General features: G+C 30.6%; 19 protein-coding genes. 9 read left to right on the forward strand and 10 right to left on the reverse strand.

Going from position 1 to position 22,079, the window contains the following annotated elements; all coding sequences use genetic code 11:
* Window positions 1-85: 85 nt before the first annotated feature.
* The gene (locus GCU34_RS05610) at window positions 86-2,491 is read left to right on the forward strand and encodes an alpha-ketoacid dehydrogenase subunit alpha/beta (RefSeq protein WP_072785738.1); all 2,406 of its coding nucleotides are present in this window, start codon (window positions 86-88) and stop codon (window positions 2,489-2,491) included.
* 155 nt (window positions 2,492-2,646) lie between these two features.
* On the opposite strand, the gene GCU34_RS05615 is transcribed toward GCU34_RS05610, so the two are convergent.
* Window positions 2,647-3,798, reverse strand: coding sequence for a cysteine desulfurase family protein (locus GCU34_RS05615; RefSeq protein WP_072785739.1), 1,152 nt, complete (start codon window positions 3,796-3,798; stop codon window positions 2,647-2,649).
* A 103-nt stretch (window positions 3,799-3,901) separates the two neighbouring features.
* A complete protein-coding gene (locus GCU34_RS05620; protein ID WP_072785741.1) occupies window positions 3,902-5,344 on the reverse strand; it encodes an MFS transporter in 1,443 nt (480 codons plus the stop codon).
* Between the two features lie 234 nt (window positions 5,345-5,578).
* On the opposite strand from GCU34_RS05620, the gene GCU34_RS05625 reads away from it, so the two are divergent.
* Window positions 5,579-6,505 carry a hypothetical protein gene (locus GCU34_RS05625; RefSeq protein ID WP_072785743.1) on the forward strand — a complete coding sequence of 309 codons (927 nt, stop codon included), beginning with the start codon at window positions 5,579-5,581 and terminating at the stop codon, window positions 6,503-6,505.
* 71 nt (window positions 6,506-6,576) lie between these two features.
* Here GCU34_RS05625 and GCU34_RS05630 read toward each other — a convergent pair whose 3' ends face one another.
* Window positions 6,577-7,143 carry a Smr/MutS family protein gene (locus tag GCU34_RS05630; protein WP_072785745.1) on the reverse strand — a complete coding sequence of 189 codons (567 nt, stop codon included), beginning with the start codon at window positions 7,141-7,143 and terminating at the stop codon, window positions 6,577-6,579.
* Window positions 7,133-7,309 (reverse strand): hypothetical protein, encoded by a 177-nt coding sequence (locus GCU34_RS13615; protein ID WP_178138364.1) that lies wholly within the window; start codon window positions 7,307-7,309, stop codon window positions 7,133-7,135. The genes GCU34_RS05630 and GCU34_RS13615 overlap by 11 nt, the downstream gene beginning before the upstream one ends.
* 94 nt (window positions 7,310-7,403) lie before the next feature.
* Between GCU34_RS13615 and GCU34_RS05635 the strand changes: the two genes are divergently transcribed.
* The 3 genes from GCU34_RS05635 (at window position 7,404) to GCU34_RS05645 (ending at window position 8,918) form a co-directional block, all read left to right on the forward strand.
* The gene (locus GCU34_RS05635) at window positions 7,404-7,682 is read left to right on the forward strand and encodes a DUF2752 domain-containing protein (protein WP_072785747.1); all 279 of its coding nucleotides are present in this window, start codon (window positions 7,404-7,406) and stop codon (window positions 7,680-7,682) included.
* Between the two features lie 20 nt (window positions 7,683-7,702).
* Entirely contained in the window at window positions 7,703-8,035 is a 333-nt protein-coding gene (locus GCU34_RS05640; protein ID WP_072785749.1) for a CCC motif membrane protein, read from the forward strand.
* A 271-nt stretch (window positions 8,036-8,306) separates the two neighbouring features.
* Window positions 8,307-8,918 (forward strand): hypothetical protein, encoded by a 612-nt coding sequence (locus GCU34_RS05645; protein WP_152378376.1) that lies wholly within the window; start codon window positions 8,307-8,309, stop codon window positions 8,916-8,918.
* A 78-nt stretch (window positions 8,919-8,996) separates the two neighbouring features.
* On the opposite strand, the gene GCU34_RS05650 is transcribed toward GCU34_RS05645, so the two are convergent.
* Window positions 8,997-9,629, reverse strand: a complete 633-nt coding sequence (locus GCU34_RS05650; RefSeq protein WP_072785752.1) for a chloramphenicol acetyltransferase — start codon at window positions 9,627-9,629, stop codon at window positions 8,997-8,999.
* A gap of 15 nt (window positions 9,630-9,644) precedes the next feature.
* On the reverse strand, window positions 9,645-10,949 hold the full coding sequence (locus GCU34_RS05655) for a glycosyltransferase family 4 protein (protein WP_227658745.1): 1,305 nt from the start codon (window positions 10,947-10,949) through the stop codon (window positions 9,645-9,647).
* Window positions 10,950-11,079: 130 nt separating this feature from the next.
* Here GCU34_RS05655 and GCU34_RS05660 point away from each other — a divergent pair, with 130 nt between their 5' ends.
* On the forward strand, window positions 11,080-11,625 hold the full coding sequence (locus tag GCU34_RS05660; protein WP_072785754.1) for a hypothetical protein: 546 nt from the start codon (window positions 11,080-11,082) through the stop codon (window positions 11,623-11,625).
* A gap of 56 nt (window positions 11,626-11,681) precedes the next feature.
* Here the strand turns inward: GCU34_RS05660 and GCU34_RS05665 are convergent, their stop codons facing one another.
* The gene (locus GCU34_RS05665; protein ID WP_072785756.1) at window positions 11,682-14,195 is read right to left on the reverse strand and encodes a YfhO family protein; all 2,514 of its coding nucleotides are present in this window, start codon (window positions 14,193-14,195) and stop codon (window positions 11,682-11,684) included.
* An 84-nt stretch (window positions 14,196-14,279) separates the two neighbouring features.
* The gene (locus GCU34_RS05670; RefSeq protein WP_072785758.1) at window positions 14,280-14,549 is read right to left on the reverse strand and encodes a DUF4834 family protein; all 270 of its coding nucleotides are present in this window, start codon (window positions 14,547-14,549) and stop codon (window positions 14,280-14,282) included.
* Window positions 14,550-14,658: 109 nt separating this feature from the next.
* Between GCU34_RS05670 and GCU34_RS05675 the strand changes: the two genes are divergently transcribed.
* Window positions 14,659-15,627, forward strand: coding sequence for a transporter (locus GCU34_RS05675; RefSeq protein ID WP_072785881.1), 969 nt, complete (start codon window positions 14,659-14,661; stop codon window positions 15,625-15,627).
* Window positions 15,627-16,748 (forward strand): GNAT family N-acetyltransferase, encoded by a 1,122-nt coding sequence (locus GCU34_RS05680; RefSeq protein WP_072785760.1) that lies wholly within the window; start codon window positions 15,627-15,629, stop codon window positions 16,746-16,748. Before GCU34_RS05675 ends, GCU34_RS05680 begins: the two co-directional genes overlap by 1 nt.
* 57 nt (window positions 16,749-16,805) lie before the next feature.
* On the opposite strand, the gene GCU34_RS05685 is transcribed toward GCU34_RS05680, so the two are convergent.
* Both GCU34_RS05685 and GCU34_RS05690 read right to left on the reverse strand, forming a co-directional pair.
* On the reverse strand, window positions 16,806-18,440 hold the full coding sequence (locus tag GCU34_RS05685) for a LamG-like jellyroll fold domain-containing protein (protein ID WP_072785762.1): 1,635 nt from the start codon (window positions 18,438-18,440) through the stop codon (window positions 16,806-16,808).
* A gap of 141 nt (window positions 18,441-18,581) precedes the next feature.
* A complete protein-coding gene (locus tag GCU34_RS05690) occupies window positions 18,582-19,790 on the reverse strand; it encodes a hypothetical protein (protein WP_072785764.1) in 1,209 nt (402 codons plus the stop codon).
* 151 nt (window positions 19,791-19,941) lie between these two features.
* On the opposite strand from GCU34_RS05690, the gene GCU34_RS05695 reads away from it, so the two are divergent.
* Complete coding sequence (locus tag GCU34_RS05695; protein ID WP_072785766.1) at window positions 19,942-22,077, forward strand: two-component regulator propeller domain-containing protein; 2,136 nt, start codon at window positions 19,942-19,944, stop codon at window positions 22,075-22,077.
* The last annotated feature ends 2 nt before the right edge of the window (window positions 22,078-22,079 follow it).

A 22,079-nucleotide genomic window follows, 5' to 3' on the forward strand; every position in this document is an offset into this window, starting at 1 on the left:
TGATAATAATTAAAAAATCAAGTCTTCTTAGGTTGTATTTTACTCTCCAATTTATTATATTTGTGACAATTCAATTCTTTTATTTATGAATAAAGCCACAGAAACAGGAGTTTTGTCTTTTGAAGATTTTAAAAAAGAAGTAATCAATGATTACAAAATTGCGGTTGTAAGTAGAGAATGTAGTTTACTTGGACGTAGAGAAGTACTTACAGGAAAAGCTAAATTCGGTATTTTTGGAGACGGAAAAGAAGTTCCGCAATTAGCAATGGCTAAAGCTTTCAAAAATGGTGATTTCCGTTCGGGTTATTACCGTGACCAAACTTTTATGATGGCAATTGGCGCTATGAACATCGAGCAGTTTTTTGCTGGTTTATACGGTCATACTGATATAAATTTTGATCCCATGAGTGCTGGACGCCAAATGGGTGGACACTTTGCAACGCACAGTTTGGATGAAAATGGGAATTGGAAAAACCTTACACAACAAAAAAACTCAAGTGCCGACATCTCTCCTACTGCAGGACAAATGCCACGTTTGTTAGGATTAGCACAAGCTTCAAAAATATTTAGAAACGTAAAAGGCTTAGAAACTTTTACAAATTTTTCAAATAAAGGAAACGAAGTCGCTTGGGGAACTATTGGTAACGCATCTACTTCTGAAGGTTTATTTTTTGAAACGATAAATGCTGCTGGTGTTTTACAAGTACCAATGGTAATGAGTGTTTGGGATGATGAATATGGAATTTCGGTTCACGCACGTCATCAAACTACAAAAGAAAATATTTCGGAAATTTTAAAAGGTTTCCAACGCGATGAAGATACTAACGGATACGAAATTCTTCGTGTTAAAGGTTGGGATTACCCTGCTTTAGTTGAAACTTATCAAAAAGCTTCTGATATTGCTCGTAATGAACATATACCTGTTTTAATTCACGTTCAAGAATTAACGCAACCCCAAGGACATTCAACTTCTGGAAGTCATGAACGTTACAAAAGCAAAGAACGTTTAGAATGGGAAACAGAATTTGATTGTATTGCAAAAATGAAGGAATGGATGCTAGCCAACAACATCGCAACCGAAGAAGAATTAAACGAAATTGACAGCAACTCTAAAAAAGAGGTTTTAGAAGGTAAAAAAGCAGCTTGGACAGCATTTACTGCTCCAATTAAAGCGGAACAACAAGAGTTAGTTGGTTTATTAAATTCAATTGCAGCTACAAGTCCAAATAAAGTTTTTATTGAAAAATATGCTAATGATTTAGCTTCTATAAAAGAACCTATTCGCAAAGATATTATTACAAATGCTCGTAAAGTTTTACGTTTAATTGTTCAAGAAAACGGAAAAGGTCAATTAGCTAGTTGGATTAAAGGTTATTTCACTAAAGTTCAACCAAAGTTTAGTTCGCATTTATTCTCAGAATCAAACAAAAATGTTACTTCAATTGAAGAAGTAAAACCACAATATGACAATACTGCTGAAGATGTTGACGCTCGTTTGGTAATTCGCGACAATTTTGATGCAATTTTCTCAAAATATCCTGAAGCTTTAATTTTTGGTGAAGATTCAGGAAACATTGGTGACGTAAACCAAGGTTTAGAAGGAATGCAAGAAAAATATGGCGAATTAAGAGTTTCTGATGCTGGAATTCGTGAAGCTACCATTTTAGGTCAAGGTATTGGAATGGCAATGCGCGGACTTCGTCCAATTGCAGAAATTCAATATTTGGATTATTTGTTGTATGCTATTCAAATCATGAGTGACGATTTAGCTACGCTACAATATAGAACGAATGGAAGACAAAAAGCTCCTCTAATTATTCGTACACGCGGACATCGTTTAGAGGGAATTTGGCATTCTGGTTCGCCAATGGGAATGATTATCAATGCAGTTCGCGGTATTCATGTTTTAGTTCCTAGAAATATGACTAAAGCTGCTGGTTTCTATAACACTTTACTAGAAGCAGACGAACCTGCATTAATCGTTGAGTGTTTAAATGGTTACCGTTTAAAAGAAAAAATGCCAACGAATTTAGGTGAATTCAAAACCCCTATTGGAGTAGTCGAAACCATAAAAGAAGGTTCTGATATTACGTTAGTTTCTTATGGTTCTACATTACGTTTAGTAGAACAAGCGGCAAACGAATTAGAATCTTTTGGAATTAGCGCAGAAGTAATAGATATTCAATCGCTTTTACCTTTCGATATTCATCATGATATTGTAAAGAGTATTGCTAAAACTAATCGTTTATTAGTAATTGACGAAGACGTTCCTGGTGGCGCAAGTGCTTATATTTTACAAGAAATTGTAGAAAACCAAAAAGCATACAAACATTTAGATAGCGAACCACAAACATTAGCTTCTAAAGCACACCGACCAGCGTATGGAACCGATGGTGATTACTTCTCAAAACCAAGCGTAGAAGACATTTTTGAAAAGGTTTACGCTATAATGAACGAAGTAAATCCAACAAAATATCCAAGTTTATATTAACAAAAAAGCGGCTTAAAAGCCGCTTTTTTTATGTTTTGTCATTAGCTAAACTCTGTTAGGCTTTGCCTCGAGTCCGAATTTATTTAACTTCGTAGAATCTTTGATTTCGGAATCTATTTTTAGAATCTGAAACAAGTTCAGATTGACAATAAAATTTACACTGCTTTCAACATTTCAATCAAATAATCAATCTCTTCTTTGGTGTTGTAATGACTTAGAGAAATACGTAAGCTTGGTTTTTGTATGTCTTCTAAATTTAAAATTTCTGCTAAAACATGAGAAGGTCGAACACTTCCACTTTGGCAAGCACTTCCGCGAGAAACTGCAATTCCTTTCATATCTAAAGCAAACAAAATCATTGATGTTTTATCTGTTGAAAACGGCAGCATAACATTTACCAAATTATAAAAAGTTTCATTAGTAAAGCTTCCGTTAAACTGTTCGCCATTAAAAACCACTTCCGGAAAAGCTTCTAACAATTGTTCGCGCAAATAGTTTTTTAAATTTTGAATATGATTTCGTTCTTCTGCTAATTTTTGGTACGAAACTTCCAAAGCTTTAGCCATCCCAGCAACTTGATGAACAGCTTCTGTACCGGCACGCCAACCTTTTTCTTGTTCGCCACCAAAAAGCAAAGGCTGCAACACATGATTTTTCTTTACAAACAAGATACCAACACCTTTGGGTCCATGAAATTTGTGCGCACTAGCCGTTATAAAATCCACCGGAAGTTCTGCTAAATTTATTTCCATTTTTCCAACCGATTGTACCGTATCCGAATGAAATAAAGCATTATAATTTTGGCACAAAGTCCCTACTTTTTCTAAATCGAGAATCGTTCCAATTTCATTGTTTACATGCATTAAACTCACTAAGGTTTTCCCTTGAGTTTCTTCAGATAAAATATTCTCTAATTCATGGTAATTTATTGCTCCATTGATCTCTAATGGAACAAATTCTACAGAAATACCATATTCGCTTTGCAATGCCAAAACAGTATATAAAACCGCATGATGTTCAATTTTACTAGTAATAATACGCTTTACGCCAAAATCTTTTACTGCCGAACGTAAAACCCAATTATTAGATTCTGTTCCACATGAAGTAAATAAAATTTCGCTTGATTTAGCACCAATTAATGAGGCTATTGTTTTTCTTGACGTTTCTAAAATTACTTTTGCACTGCGTCCAAAACTATGAGTGGAAGAAGCGTTTCCAAATTCCTGACTCATTACCTCTGTCATATGAGTAATTACTTCTGGGCGAATTCGCGTTGTAGAAGCGTTGTCAAGATATACCTTTTCCATGTATCTTTTTTTTGCAAAGATACGAAACACCAAAAAACTTGTTGGAAACATTGCATAAAAAAAGCCACTTCGTTAAAAGTGGCTTTTCATTTTTTATTTTGTCTTAGTGTCCTCCACTAACTTTTTTATCAAAACTAATTCCTTGTTTAGTTAAAATATCTTTTACTGCATAAGCATAAAAAGCTAAATAAGCAAAACAAACAATACCTACGATATAACTAAAATGCGGAGAAGTAAAATCGGCAACAAAACCTTGAATCCAACTTACAATTCCTCCACCCATAATCATCATAATTAAGAAGTTACTTCCTTGCGTTGTATGTTTTCCTAATCCACTAATTGCTAAAGTAAAAATACATGGCCATAATGTAGAACAGAACAAACCAACACTTGTAAATGCATAAACACTCACCATTCCGCTAGTTGCCATACCTGTTGCTAAAGCTAAAATTCCTAAACCAGAAAATATCAATAACATATTTGCAGGATTTCCTTTACTCGCAAAATCAGCCACAATTAAAACTAAAATAACTAAAGCATATACATAAAATGATTGTAACTCTTTTCCAGCTAAGTAACTTGCTAATAAAAACACACCAAAAGCAATATATGGCATAATTAACTTCATAATTTTTTGAGAAGCTTCTGACAATCCTAATGCTTCTACAGCACCTGTCCAACGACCAATCATTAAACTTGCCCAATATAATGAAACATAAGGAGCCACATCACTAATTGACATTCCTAAACCTGACTCTAAATAAGCAGGCATATTACTTGCCGTAGATACTTCTACACCCACATATAAGAAAATAGCTAACATTCCCAAAACTAATTGTGGATATTTTAAAGCAGAAGAACGAACATCCTTTACACTACTATGATTTTCTTCTTCTTCTTGTTCTTCAATTTTATTTGGCAAACTAGAAAACTTTAATAAAATCGCAACTAAAGCAAACGCTAATCCTAAAATTAAATAAGGAACTTTTACTGTTGCAATATCAATTACATGATCTGCTGCTGGTTTTGTACCAAAAATCGCAAGTGTCACAATTAACGGTCCAATTGTCGTTCCGAAGTTATTAATACCTCCAGCCAAAGTTAAGCGCTGAGAACCTGTTGTAATAGGTCCTAACACAATAGCTAAAGGATTTGCTACTGTTTGCTGTAAAGAAAAACCTAAACCTACAATAAATAATCCCGATAACATTAAAGTAAAAGAACCTGAATTTGCCGCAGGATAAAATAATAACGTTCCTAAAGCAGAAATCAACAAACCTAGAGACAAACTATTTTTATAACCCAATCTTTGAACAATATCTACTTTCATCATTTTTGAAATGAGCATGTATAATATTGCTCCAACAGTATATGCTACATAAAAAGCAACTGAAACCAATTGACTTTGCCCTTGGGATAAATCAAATGCTTTCTTAAAAACGGGAATTAAAATATCGTTACTAGCTGCAACGAATCCCCAAAAGAAAAATACAGAAACTAATGGTATAAATTGAGCCCATTTAGTTTGAACATTAGTTGTACTCATATAAGTTTGTTTGTTTTTAGTTGATTTAACTTGAAATTACATGAAATATAAATCAAGCCCATAAAAGTCGATATTTTTAATGAATTTAACGAAAATAAATCAAAGTTTTTTTTTCACAAAATCATAAATATATGTTTTACAGACTTTAAAATATATGATTTTAATAAAAAGAAATACCTCTGTTTATAAATATTGAATATTAACCTTATTTTTGTTTTTTAAAATTTTATTTCAATGAAAAAAATCTTAGGTTTATTACTATTGTCAATTTCATTACACTCATGTGATGATGGAGATATGCAATTAAAAACATTCAACTTTGATAATGAAACAGTTCAAGAATGTAATTCGTTATTATATATTATAAACGGAAAAGAAGTAATGATTTTAGACATTCCAGGATCTAATTTCTTGCAAACTCCAACCGAACCCGGAAACCCTATAGTATACACTTTAACCTCATCAGATAATTTAATTTATAGATTATACTCTGACAATGTAACCTCATCGACTATTTGTTCAACTATTCCACCTGCTTCTCCTACTGTAAAGGAAGAATACGTGGCAAATCCAGGCGGACAAATTCAAATCATTACAAATGTCTTAACTGAAGTTAACAGCACTACAAAATCAACCAAAATTAGCTATACACATCAAATTAGATTGATTAACTGTCAATTCTCAAATGGGGACCAAACAAACACTTATACTGACTTTTTGTTTGGAAACTATATTTCTGAAAACAATACAATGAGTTACAACTTTAGTATAAGTACTGATTCTTGCGATTCTAATACCATTTACAGAAATAATTCAAATCAAGCTTTAATTTTAGACTTTAACACATTTAATTTCCCTACAGCTACTGGAACAACAACGGTAACATTAGATGCAGATAACAGAGTTATTTCACGATTATATACTGGTGGAAGTTTAAGTAATTCTAGCATATGTACTGCAACACTTCCTTCACCATTAGAATTATTAGAAGAATGGATCGCAGAAGAAGGTACTGCTGAAATTACAACTGCTTTAACCGATATTAACGGAACCACTTATTTTGAACATACCATTACACTTTTAAATTGTAATTATACGAAAGACGATTTAAGCTATTTTCATGACCAATTCACATTTGGAACTTATCTAGTTCCGAACTAAAAATAACAACATTTTAAACCAAAAAAGAGGCGCAATAAGCGCCTCTTTTTTTATCTCTATTCATCAAGAATTTATCTATTTGCATTTTGTTTAAAATAAACTTCAGTTGCTCCTAAACCATATTTTCGATAGCTAGCATCTTGAAAAACTATGTTGTCATACCTACCTAATAAAAACTCAATTTCTGACTTTAAAACACCCTCGCCAACACCATGAATTAATACCAAACGAGGCAATCTATTTTTGATACAGAAATCCATCTTTCTTTTAACTTCTTCCATCTGAATATTGAGTATATCATGATTAGACATTCCTCTTGTAGAAGGGACTAATTTTTCAATATGCAAATCAACTTCAAGTACAAAATCTTCCTTTTTAGAAGGTTTAATTTTTACAGTTTTGTGCTTTTTTGGTGAATTTTTATCACTCAAAACTTCAGTTAAACTTTTTGAAGAGAAAATATCACCTAAATCATTCATTTTATTTATTTTAACTAATTCGTTGACAAAAAATGTCATCGTAAAATTATCATTAGTTTCAATGGTAATTTGATCATTTTTAATTTGTTTCACTACACCTTCAATCACATCATCTAAAACCGCAACTCTATCTCCTATTTCAAAAAAATTATTCTTCATTTTCTTCCTCTTTACTTGGTATTTTTTTCATCAATCTGTACAACCCTACCACTAAAATTTCTACGCAAAAAATCATTAAAAACTTGTTTGGTTCAGGTTTACTTTGCTCCCATAAAGCATAAAATCCGCAACCAAAAAAAACTATTATTAATAACCAATTTTTCATCTTAAAAAATATTTTTTCCAAATATACTAAATCAAAAAAACTATTTTAATAAAGTATTTTTTTGTAAAATTGTATTCAATCAATTTTATAAAAAATGGAAGAATACATGTTACCTTGTATGAGCAAAAAACTTTTTGGTGTTGAGTGTATAGGATGCGGTACGCAAAGAGCTTTAATATTGCTTTTGAAAGGAGAATTTGTAGAAGCTTTTAAAATGTATCCTCCTATTTATACTTTAGTCATTTTATTTTTATTTTTATTTCTTCACATTGTGGACAAATCAAGAAACTATACTCGTATAGTTATTTCACTTGCTATAATAAATCTAATTATAATGATATTATCTTACGCCTATAAAATGTATAATTACTAACCTTTAAACTATATTAAAAAATGGAAAATCAAAAACTACCTAATGCTACCCCTGTTCTTGTTCTTGGTATTATTTCAATTATTACATGTTGTTGCTACGGAATTGTAGGAGCAATTGCTGGAATCGTTGGTTTAGTTCTTGCAAAAAAAGATTTAGCACTTTACAACGAAAATCCTTCTGCTTATAGCAACTATAATAACTTAAAAATTGGTCGCATTCTTTGTATCGTGGGAATTGTATTAAGTATATTATATATTGTTTATATCATAGCTTTGATTTCAATGTTTGGAATGGAAACACTTCAAGATCCTCAAGTATTACAAGAAAAAATAAGAGAGATGATGGGAAAATAATCTTATAAAAATATTTTTACAAAAAAGAGAAGCATTGCTTCTCTTTTTTTATTTTACTAAAAACCAATACTTTACAATATAATTTTATTCAATATGAATTTTTGGCACGTAAATTGGAATTACCTAATCAAACAACAAAACAAATAAAGTTGTTTAAATGTTTAACCTTAAATTGATGTATTATGAAAAAAATTACTTTAGTATTGAGTGCAGTAGTTCTTTTATTTGGAACAAGTATTGCTAAAGCATCAGCAGAAAAGGTTTTGATGATGTGGAAAGAGGAATGTATCCTCCAGTAGATTACCGTTACGCTGAACCAATTGTGTTCATGGAAAGAGGAATTGAATTTATGGTATTACCAAATGGTGAATTTGATTTTAATACTGTTGCTACTACTGCTCCAAGACCAAGAAATACAACTTATGGCGCTCCAAGAGGAAACGCATATGGTTATTATGGAAATTCAAATGTAGGAGTTCGTGTAGAACATGATTATATGGGACGTGTTAGACGTATTGGAAACGTATACATTAACTACGACAACGTGGGTAGAGTAAAAAGAATTGGTACCGTTTATATGAGATATAACAGTTTTGCGCTAACACAAGTAGGTGGTTTAAGAATTGTATATGATCGAAGAGGACGAATTGTAAACATTGTAGGAAATGTAAATAGTTCTAGTTATGGCTACAACTATAGCCCACAAGGAAACCATTACAGTCCTTCAAACGGAAACTACAACTACGACTACAATGACGATTATGGATATAATGATAACGACTTCTACTACTACAGAACTGATGGTACAAAAGCAAAAATGAGTGATGATGATGTTGTAGAAATCAAGAAAACTGAAAAAGAAAGTTTAGATCGTAAAAAATAAAGTAAATAGATTGGTTGGTTAGTTTGTTAAAAGTCCTGCGGCGCTATATGCAAAGCAGGATTTTTTTATTTACAAACACTATTTCTCTTCGCTTAAAAATAATTGAAATTTTTCTAAATATTGCGCTATGTGATATCCGTCCATTAAAGCATGGTTTGCTTCAACCGAAACAGGTAAAAATCTTTTATTGTCTTTCAAATATGCTTTACCAAACGTAATTTTTGGAACCGATTCACTAGCGCTATTCTTTGTTGGATGTAATAAACCTGTAAAAGAAGACCAAGGCAACGTAGAATGTCTTATTAGATTATGTTTTAAATCTTCATTATTTAGGCGTAAACCTGTTGATTTTTGTACCGCTTCAATCTCTTTTTGTAATTCTAAATTGAACGTTTCAAAATCTTCGGAAAAATGAATAAACGAAAATCCAAATGTTCCATCTGCTCTACCAATTGTAGTTCCAGCATGAATAACATCATAAATAACGACTTCGTCTTCTAAAATTCGATATTTAAAAGCTTCTACTTCATTTACAGCTTTCATCGATTTGTGCAAATAACTCGCAAAAAATGAAATTTTATTTTTTTTAGCATTGTCAAACGCAACGGTACAATCAACTTCAGTAACAATTCCAAAATAAGGATTATCAAAATTTTTAAAGAATTCGTAATGCTCTTTTCTGTTCCAATTTTGTAAATCTAATTTCTTCATTACTGAAATGTGTATTTATTTTAATAAATGACTTAATTGTGCTGTTAATTGCTTTCTGCTGTATTTTTGAAGTCCAACTGCATAAACTTTTAACTCATCTTTTAAAAACGCTCCAAAAAGCTCTAAAATGTGCTTTTTAATATTTTCTTTATCTTGATAGGTAAAAAACTTTCCGGTATTAGTTTCTTTTATTATGGAAGCAAAATCCGCATTTTCGGGTCCAATTGCTATAATTGGTCTATCTGAAACAATATATTCAAAAACTTTTCCAGGAATAATGCATGCTGTTTCTTTCGAATCTATTTCAATTAATAACAATACTTGCGAACATCTTTGTTCTTGTAAAGCTTCTTCGTGTGAAACATAACCTAAATGATGAACAAAATTTTCAAGTCCGCTATCTTTTATGGAACGTAAAACATCTTCGCTTACAGCTCCAATTAGTTTTAATTCAAAAAGTCGAGAAAATGAATCATTTTCTTCCATAATTTCGCTTAAAACTTCCCATAATACTTTTGGATTTCGTTCTGAAAGCAATGAACCAATATGTGCCAAAGTAAATTTTTCATCCATTGGCTTCTTCTCTACTCTTTCTACATCGTAACCATTTGTAATTACAGAAATTGGCTTAGAAGTAATTGCTTCAAACTCTTTTTTGGTTGTTGGCGAGGTTACAATAACTTCATCACAAGTGTTTAAAACTTCTTTTTCTAAAGTCTTATGCTTTTTTGCAGCCCAATTACTCAACTTTAACTTATTGTGATAACCAATAGTTGTCCAAGGATCACGAAAATCGGTAATCCAATTTACATTTGTTTCTTTTTTTAATTGTAAACCAATTAAATGTAAACTATGTGGCGGACCAGTAGTGATAACAGTTTCTATTTGATGTTCAACAATATATTTCTTCAAATAATTAACCGATGGTTTTACCCATAAAATACGAGCATCTGGAATAAATAGATTGCCTCTTACCCACAACATCAGTTTTTCTAAAAAATATTGCTTTTTCTTTTCAGAAATTATTCCTGAACTTATTTTTTTTGCTTTCCCTTTTGAAAAAACAGCCGCTAAAGCATAAGGTTCTCTAATTTTCTGTTTTACAACAATTGCTTTATCCGAAACCTCTTTAATTAATTTCTCATCAAGTAAAGGATAAGTTGGATTTTCTGGAATATATACATGAGGTTCAATTCCGAAATCGGGTAAATACTTTACAAACTTTAGCCAACGTTGGACACCTGGACCTCCAGCTGGTGGCCAATAATATGTAATAATTAATATTTTCTTCGAATCTTTCAGTGCTAAAAATTGAGTCACAAATATAGTCAATAATAAAAGACAACTTTTTAATGCAGATTAAAATTCTATAAAACTTTCAAAAAATTTAATAACACGTTGGCCACCTCCCAAACGTAACTTTGTATCATAATCATAAAATAAAATTGCTATGAAAAAGTTTGTAATAACAACAGTATTAAGTTTAATGAGTTTTGGTTTTTATGCACAAAACTTAAATGTAAAAAGTGAAACTACAACTGAAGTCACAACAGTTAAAGACTCAAAAGGTGTAAAAGAAGTTGAGAAAAAAGTTGTAACCAAAGAGTTTCAAGATGTAAAAGTAGACGACACTAAAAGACATGGTAAAAATGGTAGAAACATGCCACAAGTTACCACAAACCCAGTTGAAGTAGTTGAAACAACTAGTGTTTCGGTAGATGGTGATGTAAAATATGTAGATGTAGATCGTTCTGCTTATTACATGTACAAAGGAAATAAATATCAATTAAAAAGAAATGATAAAGGTTATACATTTCATGCCGATAATGGAAACAAAAATGGTTTCTTAAGAAAAACTAGTGATAATCATTACATATATGTGAGAGGAAACGAAATTTCTGTTGGACACTTTAATGCTGAAGGAAATTTAGTTATTGATACTTACGATAAAGACAGCGACTCCATTATTACCACTATATATACCTCGGCAAAATAATAATTTGCGAGACAAAAAAAAGCCTTAAACAATGTTTAAGGCTTTTTTTATTTTTATTACTTTTTACTTTCCAAGTAAACTCCGTATCCAATTATTAAAAACATAATTATTGAAGCTATTAATGCAATTGTACTTCCTGTTGCAACTACTTTTGGTTCAAATGAAAACTCAATCGTATGTTTACCAGCCGGAACTTGCAAACCACGTAATACATAATCTACATTATAAATACTTGCTTCTTTTCCATCAATTGTCGCTTTCCAACCATTCTTGTAATACATTTCAGAAAACACTGCAAAACCTTCATTTGAATTATTAGATATATATTTTAAATAATTTGGTTTATATACTTCTAATTGAATTGAAGCTAATGAATCTTTTTTATATTCTTGATTTCTAAAAAAATGCTTAGAATAAGATGTTAAACTATTTTCTTTAACACTATTCATTATCTGAAAAATAGTTGCTTCATTCTTAGTGTCTAGTTTATCTAAAGCTTTAATTTCTTCATCTGCAGAATTTACTACTTTAACTTTTTCTACAAACCAAGCATTTCCGTTAGCCGAAGGATTTTTTATTACAATATCTTGTTCTCTACCTGGAAAAATTAAATATTTTACATTTAATAAATCTAAAACAGCATTACTTTTGTTTAAATTGCCCGTTTCTAAATCTACTGAATTAAACAATTCATCAAACTTATTTTCTACTTCATAATTAAACAATTCATCCATTCTTCTTGGCCTTACAGCACTATAGCCACCCACCGATTTATGAAAATATGAGGTTCTTCCTTGCAATCTTCCCTGAACTTCATAAACTCTAAAAATTGATTTATCATTCATGATTTCTTTGTCAGCTTCAGTTTGTTGGAAAGGTTGCTCCATTCTATATGCATCTACAAATTTATCTTGTGCTACATATTTTTTGTCGATTGTAAACAAATCGGATACCATTAGTAATCCTACAACTACAACAGCAATTGTTGACGATAATTTTTCTTTAGTATATAAAAATAAAGCTCCCGCAACTGCTAAAACAAAAAACAAACCTCTTAACAAATCGTTAGTGTACATATTTTTACGATCTTGTTTTAAAGCATCCACAAAACCAACTCCAAATGAATTATCTCCACTTTGTTGGAAAACTTCTAATAATCTTCCATCTATAGCACCTGAAAAACTGAACATTCCTTTTAAAACTAATAAAGCAATTAAAAGTCCGCCAGTATACATTACCGAATTCTTTAAACCTTTTATTTGAGTTTCTTTTGAAGAAATAAAAAACGATTGTAATCCCATCATGGCTAAAATTGGAAAACACAATTCTAACACAACTTGTATAGATGATACCGCTCTAAATTTATCGTATAATGGCACATAATTCACGAAAAACTTCGTTAAGAAATCAAAGTTTTTTCCCCATGATAAGAATAAAGAAATCAAAATTCCAGCAACGAAAACATATTTTACTTTTCTATTATCTATAAACAATGCTAACATTGCCAAGAAAAACACTACAATACCAATATACGCTGGAGCTTCAACAATAGGTTGATCGCCCCAATATGTTCGCCCGTATTCTTGAGCAGTTTGTAAAGCTTCATAAGGAGAAGCGCCGTAACCTAATAAAAATTTATAAACTTCAGAATCTTCATTTAAAGTTTCACCATGACCACCACCATATAATCTAGGAGCAATTAAATTTAAACTTTCCCCTATTCCATAACTATATTCTGTAATATAATCATACTTCATAGAAGTTTTAGTATCATTCTGAGTGCCATCCGGATTAAAAGTTAATTCACTTTTTCCACGAATACTATAATCTGTATATTCCGATGTTGCCATTAAATTTGTAGCATTGGCACCAATTGCTAATAAACCTGCAACTGCAAAAACTCCTAATATTTTAGCTAAATCATTAAATGCTTTTTCTTTTACTAATTGTATAATGTAATAAACACCAACAATCAATAACAGAATTAGCAAATAATAGGTCATTTGAAAGTGGTTGGCTTGAATTTCTAACGCTGCTGCCAACATAGTTAAAATTCCACCCGACCAATATTTTTTTTGAAAAACCAGCAATACACCAGCTAAAACCATTGGAAAATAAGCAATGGCATGTGCTTTTGCATTATGTCCAACACCAAGTATTATAACTAGATATGTTGAAAAACCGAAGGCTAAAGCTCCAAAAAAAGCTTTTAATGGATCTACTTTTAAAACCACTAATAAAATATAGAATCCTAAGAAATATAAAAACAAATAATCTGCAGGACGAGGTAAAAATCGTAAAATACTATCTACTTTCTTAATATAATTATGAGGATAATTTGCACCTAATTGATAAGTAGGCATTCCTCCAAAAGCACTATTTGTCCAAAAAGGTTCTTCTTTAAATTCGCTTCTAAAATCGTTTTGCTCTTTTGCCATTCCGGTATATTGGGCAATATCAGATTGATAAATAACTTTTCCTTCTAAAACCGGATAAAAATAAATAAGCGCCACAATTACAAAACCAATAATAACTAAAGCATGTGGCCAAAGCGATTTTAATCTCTGCATAAATTTGAATTTTAAGTTGCTAAGGTAACAAAAAAAGGATATTGAAAACCAATATCCTTAACATTGAATGTTGTGAATTAATAATTATTCTATTTCTTCAAAATCTACATATTCACCAACTTTTTTCTTCTCTTTTGGCATTTCTTTTTGAGCTGATTTTTGTTGGTTGTATTGTTGATTATTATAAGCTTCTTGCTGTCTTCTCATTTGTTCTTCCATCTTTTCTTGAACCTTTTGTGCCGTTTTTTGAACTAAAATTGGAGCAAAAAGTCTAACTAAGAACTTAAAGAAATAATAAAATAAAATAATGTATAACAAGGTTCTAAAAAAACCTAATACTGAAGCAGTCTCCATTTTACATCTAATTTAAAATTCAAATATACCATTATTAGAAGCTAATTCCATAAAATTGTTTCTTAAAATTATGATAAAAAACATTATTTTTGAAAATAAAATTAAAAATATGAAGTTTACAAAAAGCTTATTAATCGCGTCTTTATTTAGTATTCAATTTATAAATGCACAGTTTACCGATGATATTAATTCAAATCGTCCTGGTAAATCGATGATGGCGTTTTCTGTAGGTAAAACTATTATACAAGCCGAAACAGGTTTATCTTATATTTCAGAAAATCATGATAAATTAAATTATGATGCAAAAGGCTTTATGGGAGAACTTGTACTTCGATATGGTGTTTGGAAAGAAGAATTGGAAGTTATTGGAGAAATACAATACCAAAGAGATAAATTTAATTCAGTTTATGTAGATGAAAGTAGAAGCGGATTTAAACAATTGACGCTTGGTGCCAAATATTTATTTTATGATCCACATAAAAACTATGAAGAAAAACCAAATTTATACAGTTGGAGAGCACAACATAGTTTTAAATGGAGACAATTAATTCCTGCTTTGGCAGGTTATGCAGGTGTAAATTTTGGAATTAGCGATAATCCTTTCAACTACGCTCCTTCTAATATTGAAGAACCTTCATTTAGTCCAAAAGCAACAATTATAGCTCAAAATCAATTTGGTTCTCGCTGGGTTTTGGTTACCAATATTAGTTACGACAAAATAGGAACTGATTTTGCGAGTATCAACTACATCTTAACTTTAACAAGAGGATTTAATTCACAATGGTCGGGTTTCTTTGAAAACCAAGGTTATAATGGTGATTATTATTCTGATGGCGTGTTTAGAATTGGTGCTGCCTATTTATTTCACAAGAACATGCAATTAGATGCTTCATTAGGTAAAAATGTAAAAGGAACACCTAGTATTATGAATGCAAGTGTAGGTTTTTCTTGGAGATTTGCTGATAAATATGAAGAAGTGAAAATTGAAAAAGATAACGGCAGTAAAATGGATAAAAAAATGAAGAAAAAAGCCGACAAAGAGAAAAAAAGAAAAGATCAAGTTGATATTGAAGAATAATGATTGAAGTTAAAGTAGTTAGCACTAAAAAAGAATTAGAACAGTTTGTTAAATTTCAATTTGAAATTTTTAAAAACAATGATTTTTGGGTTCCACCGTTAATTTTTGACGAAATGGATACCTTTGATAAAAGCAAAAATCCAACTTTAAAAAACTGCGATATTCGTTTATTACTTGCTTATAAAAACCATAAAATTGTTGGTCGCGTTGCAGCAGTTGTCAATTGGGAAGAGGTTAACAAATTAGGAAAATCAAAAACACGTTTTGGTTGGTTTGACGTAATCGACGATGTTGAAGTAACCAAAGCATTATTAGACGAAGTTTATAAATTTGGTAAAGAAAAAGGAATGGATCATGTTGAAGGTCCGTTAGGATTTTCTAATTTAGATAAAGTTGGTGTTTTAATTGAAGGTTTCGACCAATTAAGCACTGCTATTTCGTGGTATAGTATGCCTTATTACAAAGAGCATTTTGAAAAATTGGGTTACCAACAAGAGAAAGTTTGGCAAGAAACCATTTTTTCATTTGACAATGTAAATGGAGATGCATTTTTAAGAGCTAGTAGTTTAATTGCTTCGCGTTACAATATTAGTACCAAAAACTTTAAAAAAACAGCTGAAATTCTACCTTACGTTAATGATATGTTTCAATTATTTAATGAAACCTATAGTAAACTAGAATCTTTTGTTGCGGTTACACCAGAGCAAATTGAGCATATTAAACATAAATTTATAAGGTTCATCAATCCAGAATATATTAAGTTTGTATTAGATAAGGACAATAACATTTTAGCTTTTGCGATTGTAATGCCCAACTTTGCACAAGCTTTACAAAAAGCGAAAGGTAAATTATTTCCTTTTGGATGGTGGCATATTCTAGATGCAAAAAAGAACTCTAAAGAAGCTGTTTTTTATTTGATTGGAGTTACTCCAGAATATCAAAACAAAGGAATTACTGCTTTAATTATGGCCGACTATTACAAAGTTTTTACAGAAAAAGGAATTAAAACTTGTATTAGCACACCTGAACTAGTTGATAATCATGCTATTCATAATTTATGGAAGAATTTTGGTCCAAAAGTTAATAAAATGCGTGCTACCTATATTAAATCAATAGACTAAAAATAAAAAGGGATTCCAATGGAATCCCTTTTAAAATTAACATAATCAAATCAGTTATTAAGATTTAACTAATTTTTTCATTCCTGTTTTACCTGATATTGTTTCTACTTTTACCATATAAATTCCAGACATCAAATTAGACACATCTACTGTTGTTACATTTGATGTCGTCACTACTTTACCAGTTATATCTACAACTGAAATTGTTTTTACAGAATCGTTTGGAACATCTACTGTAAACATCGAATTAGTTGGATTTGGATATAAACTAATTTCTTTTAATTCGAAGTTAGAATTTGATAAAACGGCTGCAGGTGAAGTAGTTCTATACATAGTGGCTAAAATCTCTGACTGATCTAAAACTCTGTTATAAACATATACTTCATCAATATTGGAGTTTTGTAGTCTTTTACTACTCATTATATTACCAGAAGCATCTGTACCACCAGCAATTACAAATTTATCAATAAAGCTATATACCGAAGTTGTAGAAGTATTATTGGCTGTTTTGGATAATAACTCTCCATTTCTGTAATAAACTGCATTAAATGATCCGTTATAACTTTTTACGGTTACAGTGTGATGTACCCATTCTGAAATAGGGTTCACAGATGTAGAACCTTCTCCTAAGAACGTTGTTGCGTTACTTGCATACCCTGTCTTAAAAAGACTTTGTCTTCTTCTTGCATAAAGTGATGAACCCAATTCATAAACAGTTGCAAAGTCAGCCCCGCTTTGATTTACATTGGTTTTTTCCCAAGCCATTATGGTAAATTCACCATAATTTATAGCTTGCCCTATAGCATCGTTATAAACAGGATTACCTAAAAATTTTCTTGACTGACCAATAATACCTGTTTCATATGTGTTTTCTGCAGGGTTTTGTGCCGTTAAATTATAAGTAGCATCATTAGTACAATCTAAATTATTTTCGAAACCGTAATATGCAACTAAATTTGTTGGATTAAAAGCTACTTCATCAGCATACATTTGTTTAATTTGAGCTTGTGTGAGTACTTGATTATAAATTTTGAAATCATCTAATAGAAAATCAAGGGTAGAATCCGTGGTATAAGTATCCATAAGTGGTAATCCAAATCTTATATTGGTGCCACTTGTAGTTAAAGTAATAGAGTTTGTAGCTATAAGCACACCATTCTTGTAAAGTTTTGTTCCAGATGCTTCAGCAGTAACAGTATAGTGTATCCAGGCATCTTGATCTGAGGAGTTTATCGAAACATAACGAGGATGTCCGCTGTTTGCAAATTGAACATACGTATTTGGACCGTAAACAATATATGCAACTGTAGTTGTTGAAGGAATAACCATACTAAACATGTTACTATTAGTTGTACCTCCGTATGAAAACAAACTTTGATTTCCAGGATTTTTAATTCTTAGCCAGAAAGAAAATGATCTTGGGTTATTACCTTGTGGTAAATTAGCCAAATTTGCATAATAGATAAAGTCAGTTTGATTTTTAACAATTAAGCTACTACCTGAGTTTCCAAAACGATCCATTCCGAAATTTGAGGCATTTGTAGTACCTCCAGAAACTTTAAATAATGAACCACCATAATATCCTTGAGGGTTTACTGGTGATGAATTACCATCAAATGCATAATGCCAAATAGGTGTTTGTGCAACTAAATTTAAGCTAGTTAACACTAAAAAAAGTAAAAATTTTTTCATAATAAATAGATTTATTTTAAAGCAAAAGTCTTGTTTTGTGAGCTGAAATTATTTTGAAATATGGTGAAACCCTTGTTTGAGTTTGTGAAAATAAAAAAGCACTTATTTCTAAGTGCTTTTACAAACCAACCCACTCTATGATTACTTTACTGCCATCTTTTTAAACTCTGCAAATTCTGCATCGGTTAAATCTTGGTCAGCAAATGAATAACCGTTATAATAAGGCTTATCGTAACCTGATCCGTTATATTTTCTTCTTAAATTAGCTCCTATTAAATAGTACTTTCCTCTTACATCCTTTTTCATAGCTTCTGGAGAACGCTCTACAACAAACCAATACGTAGCTGATTGATACAATGGCACTCCAAATAATGGATGATAAGTAGTAATCCAACCTGCGTTTGGCGCATACCCGTACTTAATTGTTTTTCCAGCCGATAAATCATTCGTCATGCCTGATTTAGCAGTGTTATACCATTCTTTAGTCGTGTAAAATTCGCCAGAAGTTGTACCTTTTGGTTTTGCTTGATTTCCAGCTCTTGCTGCTGCAGCCATAGAAAAATATTCTTTTGGAATATATTTTTTCTCAATTGTTTCTATTAGTTTTTTACCTGTTAATCCTTCTAATTGTTTTAAATCTTTAACTAATATCAATAACGTTTTTTTAGGTTCTTTTAAGAAACCATTGACTTCATTAGATATATCATAACTATTCGATACTCTACTATCAGGAAAAGGTTCTTGTGTATTTAAGTCATAATTATTTTTAATCCAACCTTTATCATCGCGCATATTTCTTGGATAATTCAATACAAACATATCTTGCTCTGGACTTAAAATTTTACCCGGTGTAATTTGATACAACAAACCGTGAGCACTTAACAAATTACTTTCATAAGGATACAAATCGTATCGCATATAGGATTTATCTGCACTTTCTTTTGTCCAAATAGAAGTTACTACGTTCATCCCTGGAAAAGTTTTCGATTCACTTTTATAGGTGTAATCGTTCCAACGAACAAATACTTTTTCAACCGTATTAAAAACTGGCGAATACATATAATAATATCCTGAAATCTTTTTGGCGTCTTTTACTTCTTCATTCTTAGTCCAATCTGCATTTTTTACAGTTAAAGTTCCGTCGTAATTAAAATTCTCTAACGCTTCTTGAACTTGAACCGTTAACGGACTTTTACTTTTTTTAGATTTCGTTTCTGATTTTGAATTATCAGCTTTCTCTGTTTTTTCTTTTTTCTTAGCTAATTTATTTTTTACCAAATCTCCTAATTGAGCCTGAGATTGTAAACCACTTGTTAGCAACACAGCTGCTAAAAATACTTTTAACTTCATACTTTTTATTTTTATAATTATCAGTGAACGAGGCAAAAGTGATCGTTTTCAGACAAAAAAAGGGATGAAAATTAGGTGAAAACCATATTTGAGTTTGTGAAATACACTTTTAAAACTAATTTTATCAAGTACATTTGCAAAAACCCTATTTGTGAAAAAATATTTTTTCAAAATTATCGGCTTCTTTCTTTGCGTTTCCTTACATGCGCAGGGCGTTTTCTTTGAAAATATCAATTCGCAATCGGGTTTACCTTCCGAAAATATTTACGACATTTATAAAGATTCCAAGGGTTATATTTGGTGTACTTCTGAAATTGGGTTACTCCGATTTAATGGAAAATCTTTTAAGTTATTTGAAAACAATTGTAGTTTATCTAAATCAGGCTCTTACATTAAAGAAGATCCTTATGGAAGAATTTGGTACCAAACTTTTGATGGTTATTTCTTTTACACCGAAAATAATAATTTAAAACAATTAAATTCTACTGAAAGTTCAGGTTTTAAATCCTATGCGATAAGTAAAGATTATTTATTTAAGGTTGTGGATCAAGGAATTGAGCAAATTAATTTAAAAACACTAAAACAAGATCTTTTAATTAAAGGAAATTACTTTGTTTTTTGTCAAATTTTAGGCGATTGGTTGTATTATGGTGATAAAACTATTTATCGTTATCATCTTAAAAAGAAAACTACTGAAAAAATCATAAGTCTTCAAGACGATTTTAAATCTCTGATTACTTTTGCTAATGATAAATGTATAGCTGTGGCCGATAGAAGTCAGCCTAAAACTCCTTTTATCCTTTTAAACACTTCGGGCATTGTTACCCAAAAAACTTTGGCTTTGCCAGAAACTCTTCAAAATATATATTTACAAAAGGATGAAATTTGGTGTTTAACCAAAAATGGTATTTATCGATTAGATTATGAATTGCAACCTAAAGCCGATTTTCATTTTTTAACCGATAAAAATGTCTCAAGTTATACTAAAGATTCCAATAATTTTATTTGGATAGGTTCGCCAACTAATGGAATTTACGTTATTAAAGATTTATTAAGCAAAGAATTTTCGTTACCAAATGATGAATTTTCGAGTATTTCTCAAAAAAACGGAATCATTTATACCGGAACCAATAGCGGAAAAATCTATGAACATTCACCTAATCTTGAAGCTCAACTTTTTTTTGACACCAAAGAAAATAATCACATTTTATTTCTCGATTTTAATTCATTTTCGAATTGGAATTTCTTTACTGGAAACGGATTTTATGCTCAAGATATTTCGAAAAATAAATTGTACCGAAACTATACTTCAGTAAAAGATATAGTAAAGATTAATGATACTTTAGTTGGAATTGCATCGACTGGTTATGCTGGAAAAGCAGATTTACAAACCATCATTAAAGAAGAAGTTAACCGACACAATACCATAGAAAATTTAAGAGCTAAATCATGCGCTTATTCCTTTAATAGCCAAACTCTTTTTGTAGCAACAAACAAAGGTTTGTATAGTATTAGCAAACAAAATTCTGTAACTAAAATTCTTTTTAACAATCAAGATATTTATGCTAATAAAGTTGCTTTTGCTAATGATACTTTGTGGGGTTTAACTAACGATAGAAAAGCATTTTATAAAACGAAAAGCAACATAAACTTTATAAACGAAAAAATTGATTTCAGAAACATAAAGGTTTATAAAAATCGTTTTTATTTATCTTCAAAAAATGCGATTTTTAAATTACAAAAAAATAAAATACAGAAATTAAATAGTATAAGTGCTTCGTACTCAATTATTGATTTTGAAATTGTAAACAATGAACTGTTTTTAATTACCAATAAAAAACTGATTCAAATTCCATTAGAAAATAACACTCAATTGAAGGAATTACCCAAAATCAATATCAACTCCATAACTTTTAACGATAAAATATTTCCAATTACGGAATTTAGAAAAATACCGCATAACTTTAATTCGGTTACCATTAATTTTGATATTATCAACTTTGACATTCTAAATGAGTATGATTTCTATTATTACATTAATGGCAAAGCTTTTCGATTTGATGCAAATGCAGAATCAATTGTTTTACCTGAGTTAAAATCGGATGATTATATCATAGATTTCAAAATTTTTGATCAAAAAACCAATAATCTAATTTTTTCAACTGAAACCGAACATTTTAAAATATTACTTCCATTTTGGAAACGATGGTGGTTTGTCAGCTTGATTGTTCTTTTCATCTTACTCATTATTTATTGGATTTATAGCATCAAAATTCAACAAATATAAAA

This window comes from Flavobacterium haoranii, assembly GCF_009363055.1.
Classification (GTDB): Bacteria; Bacteroidota; Bacteroidia; order Flavobacteriales; family Flavobacteriaceae; genus Flavobacterium; species Flavobacterium haoranii.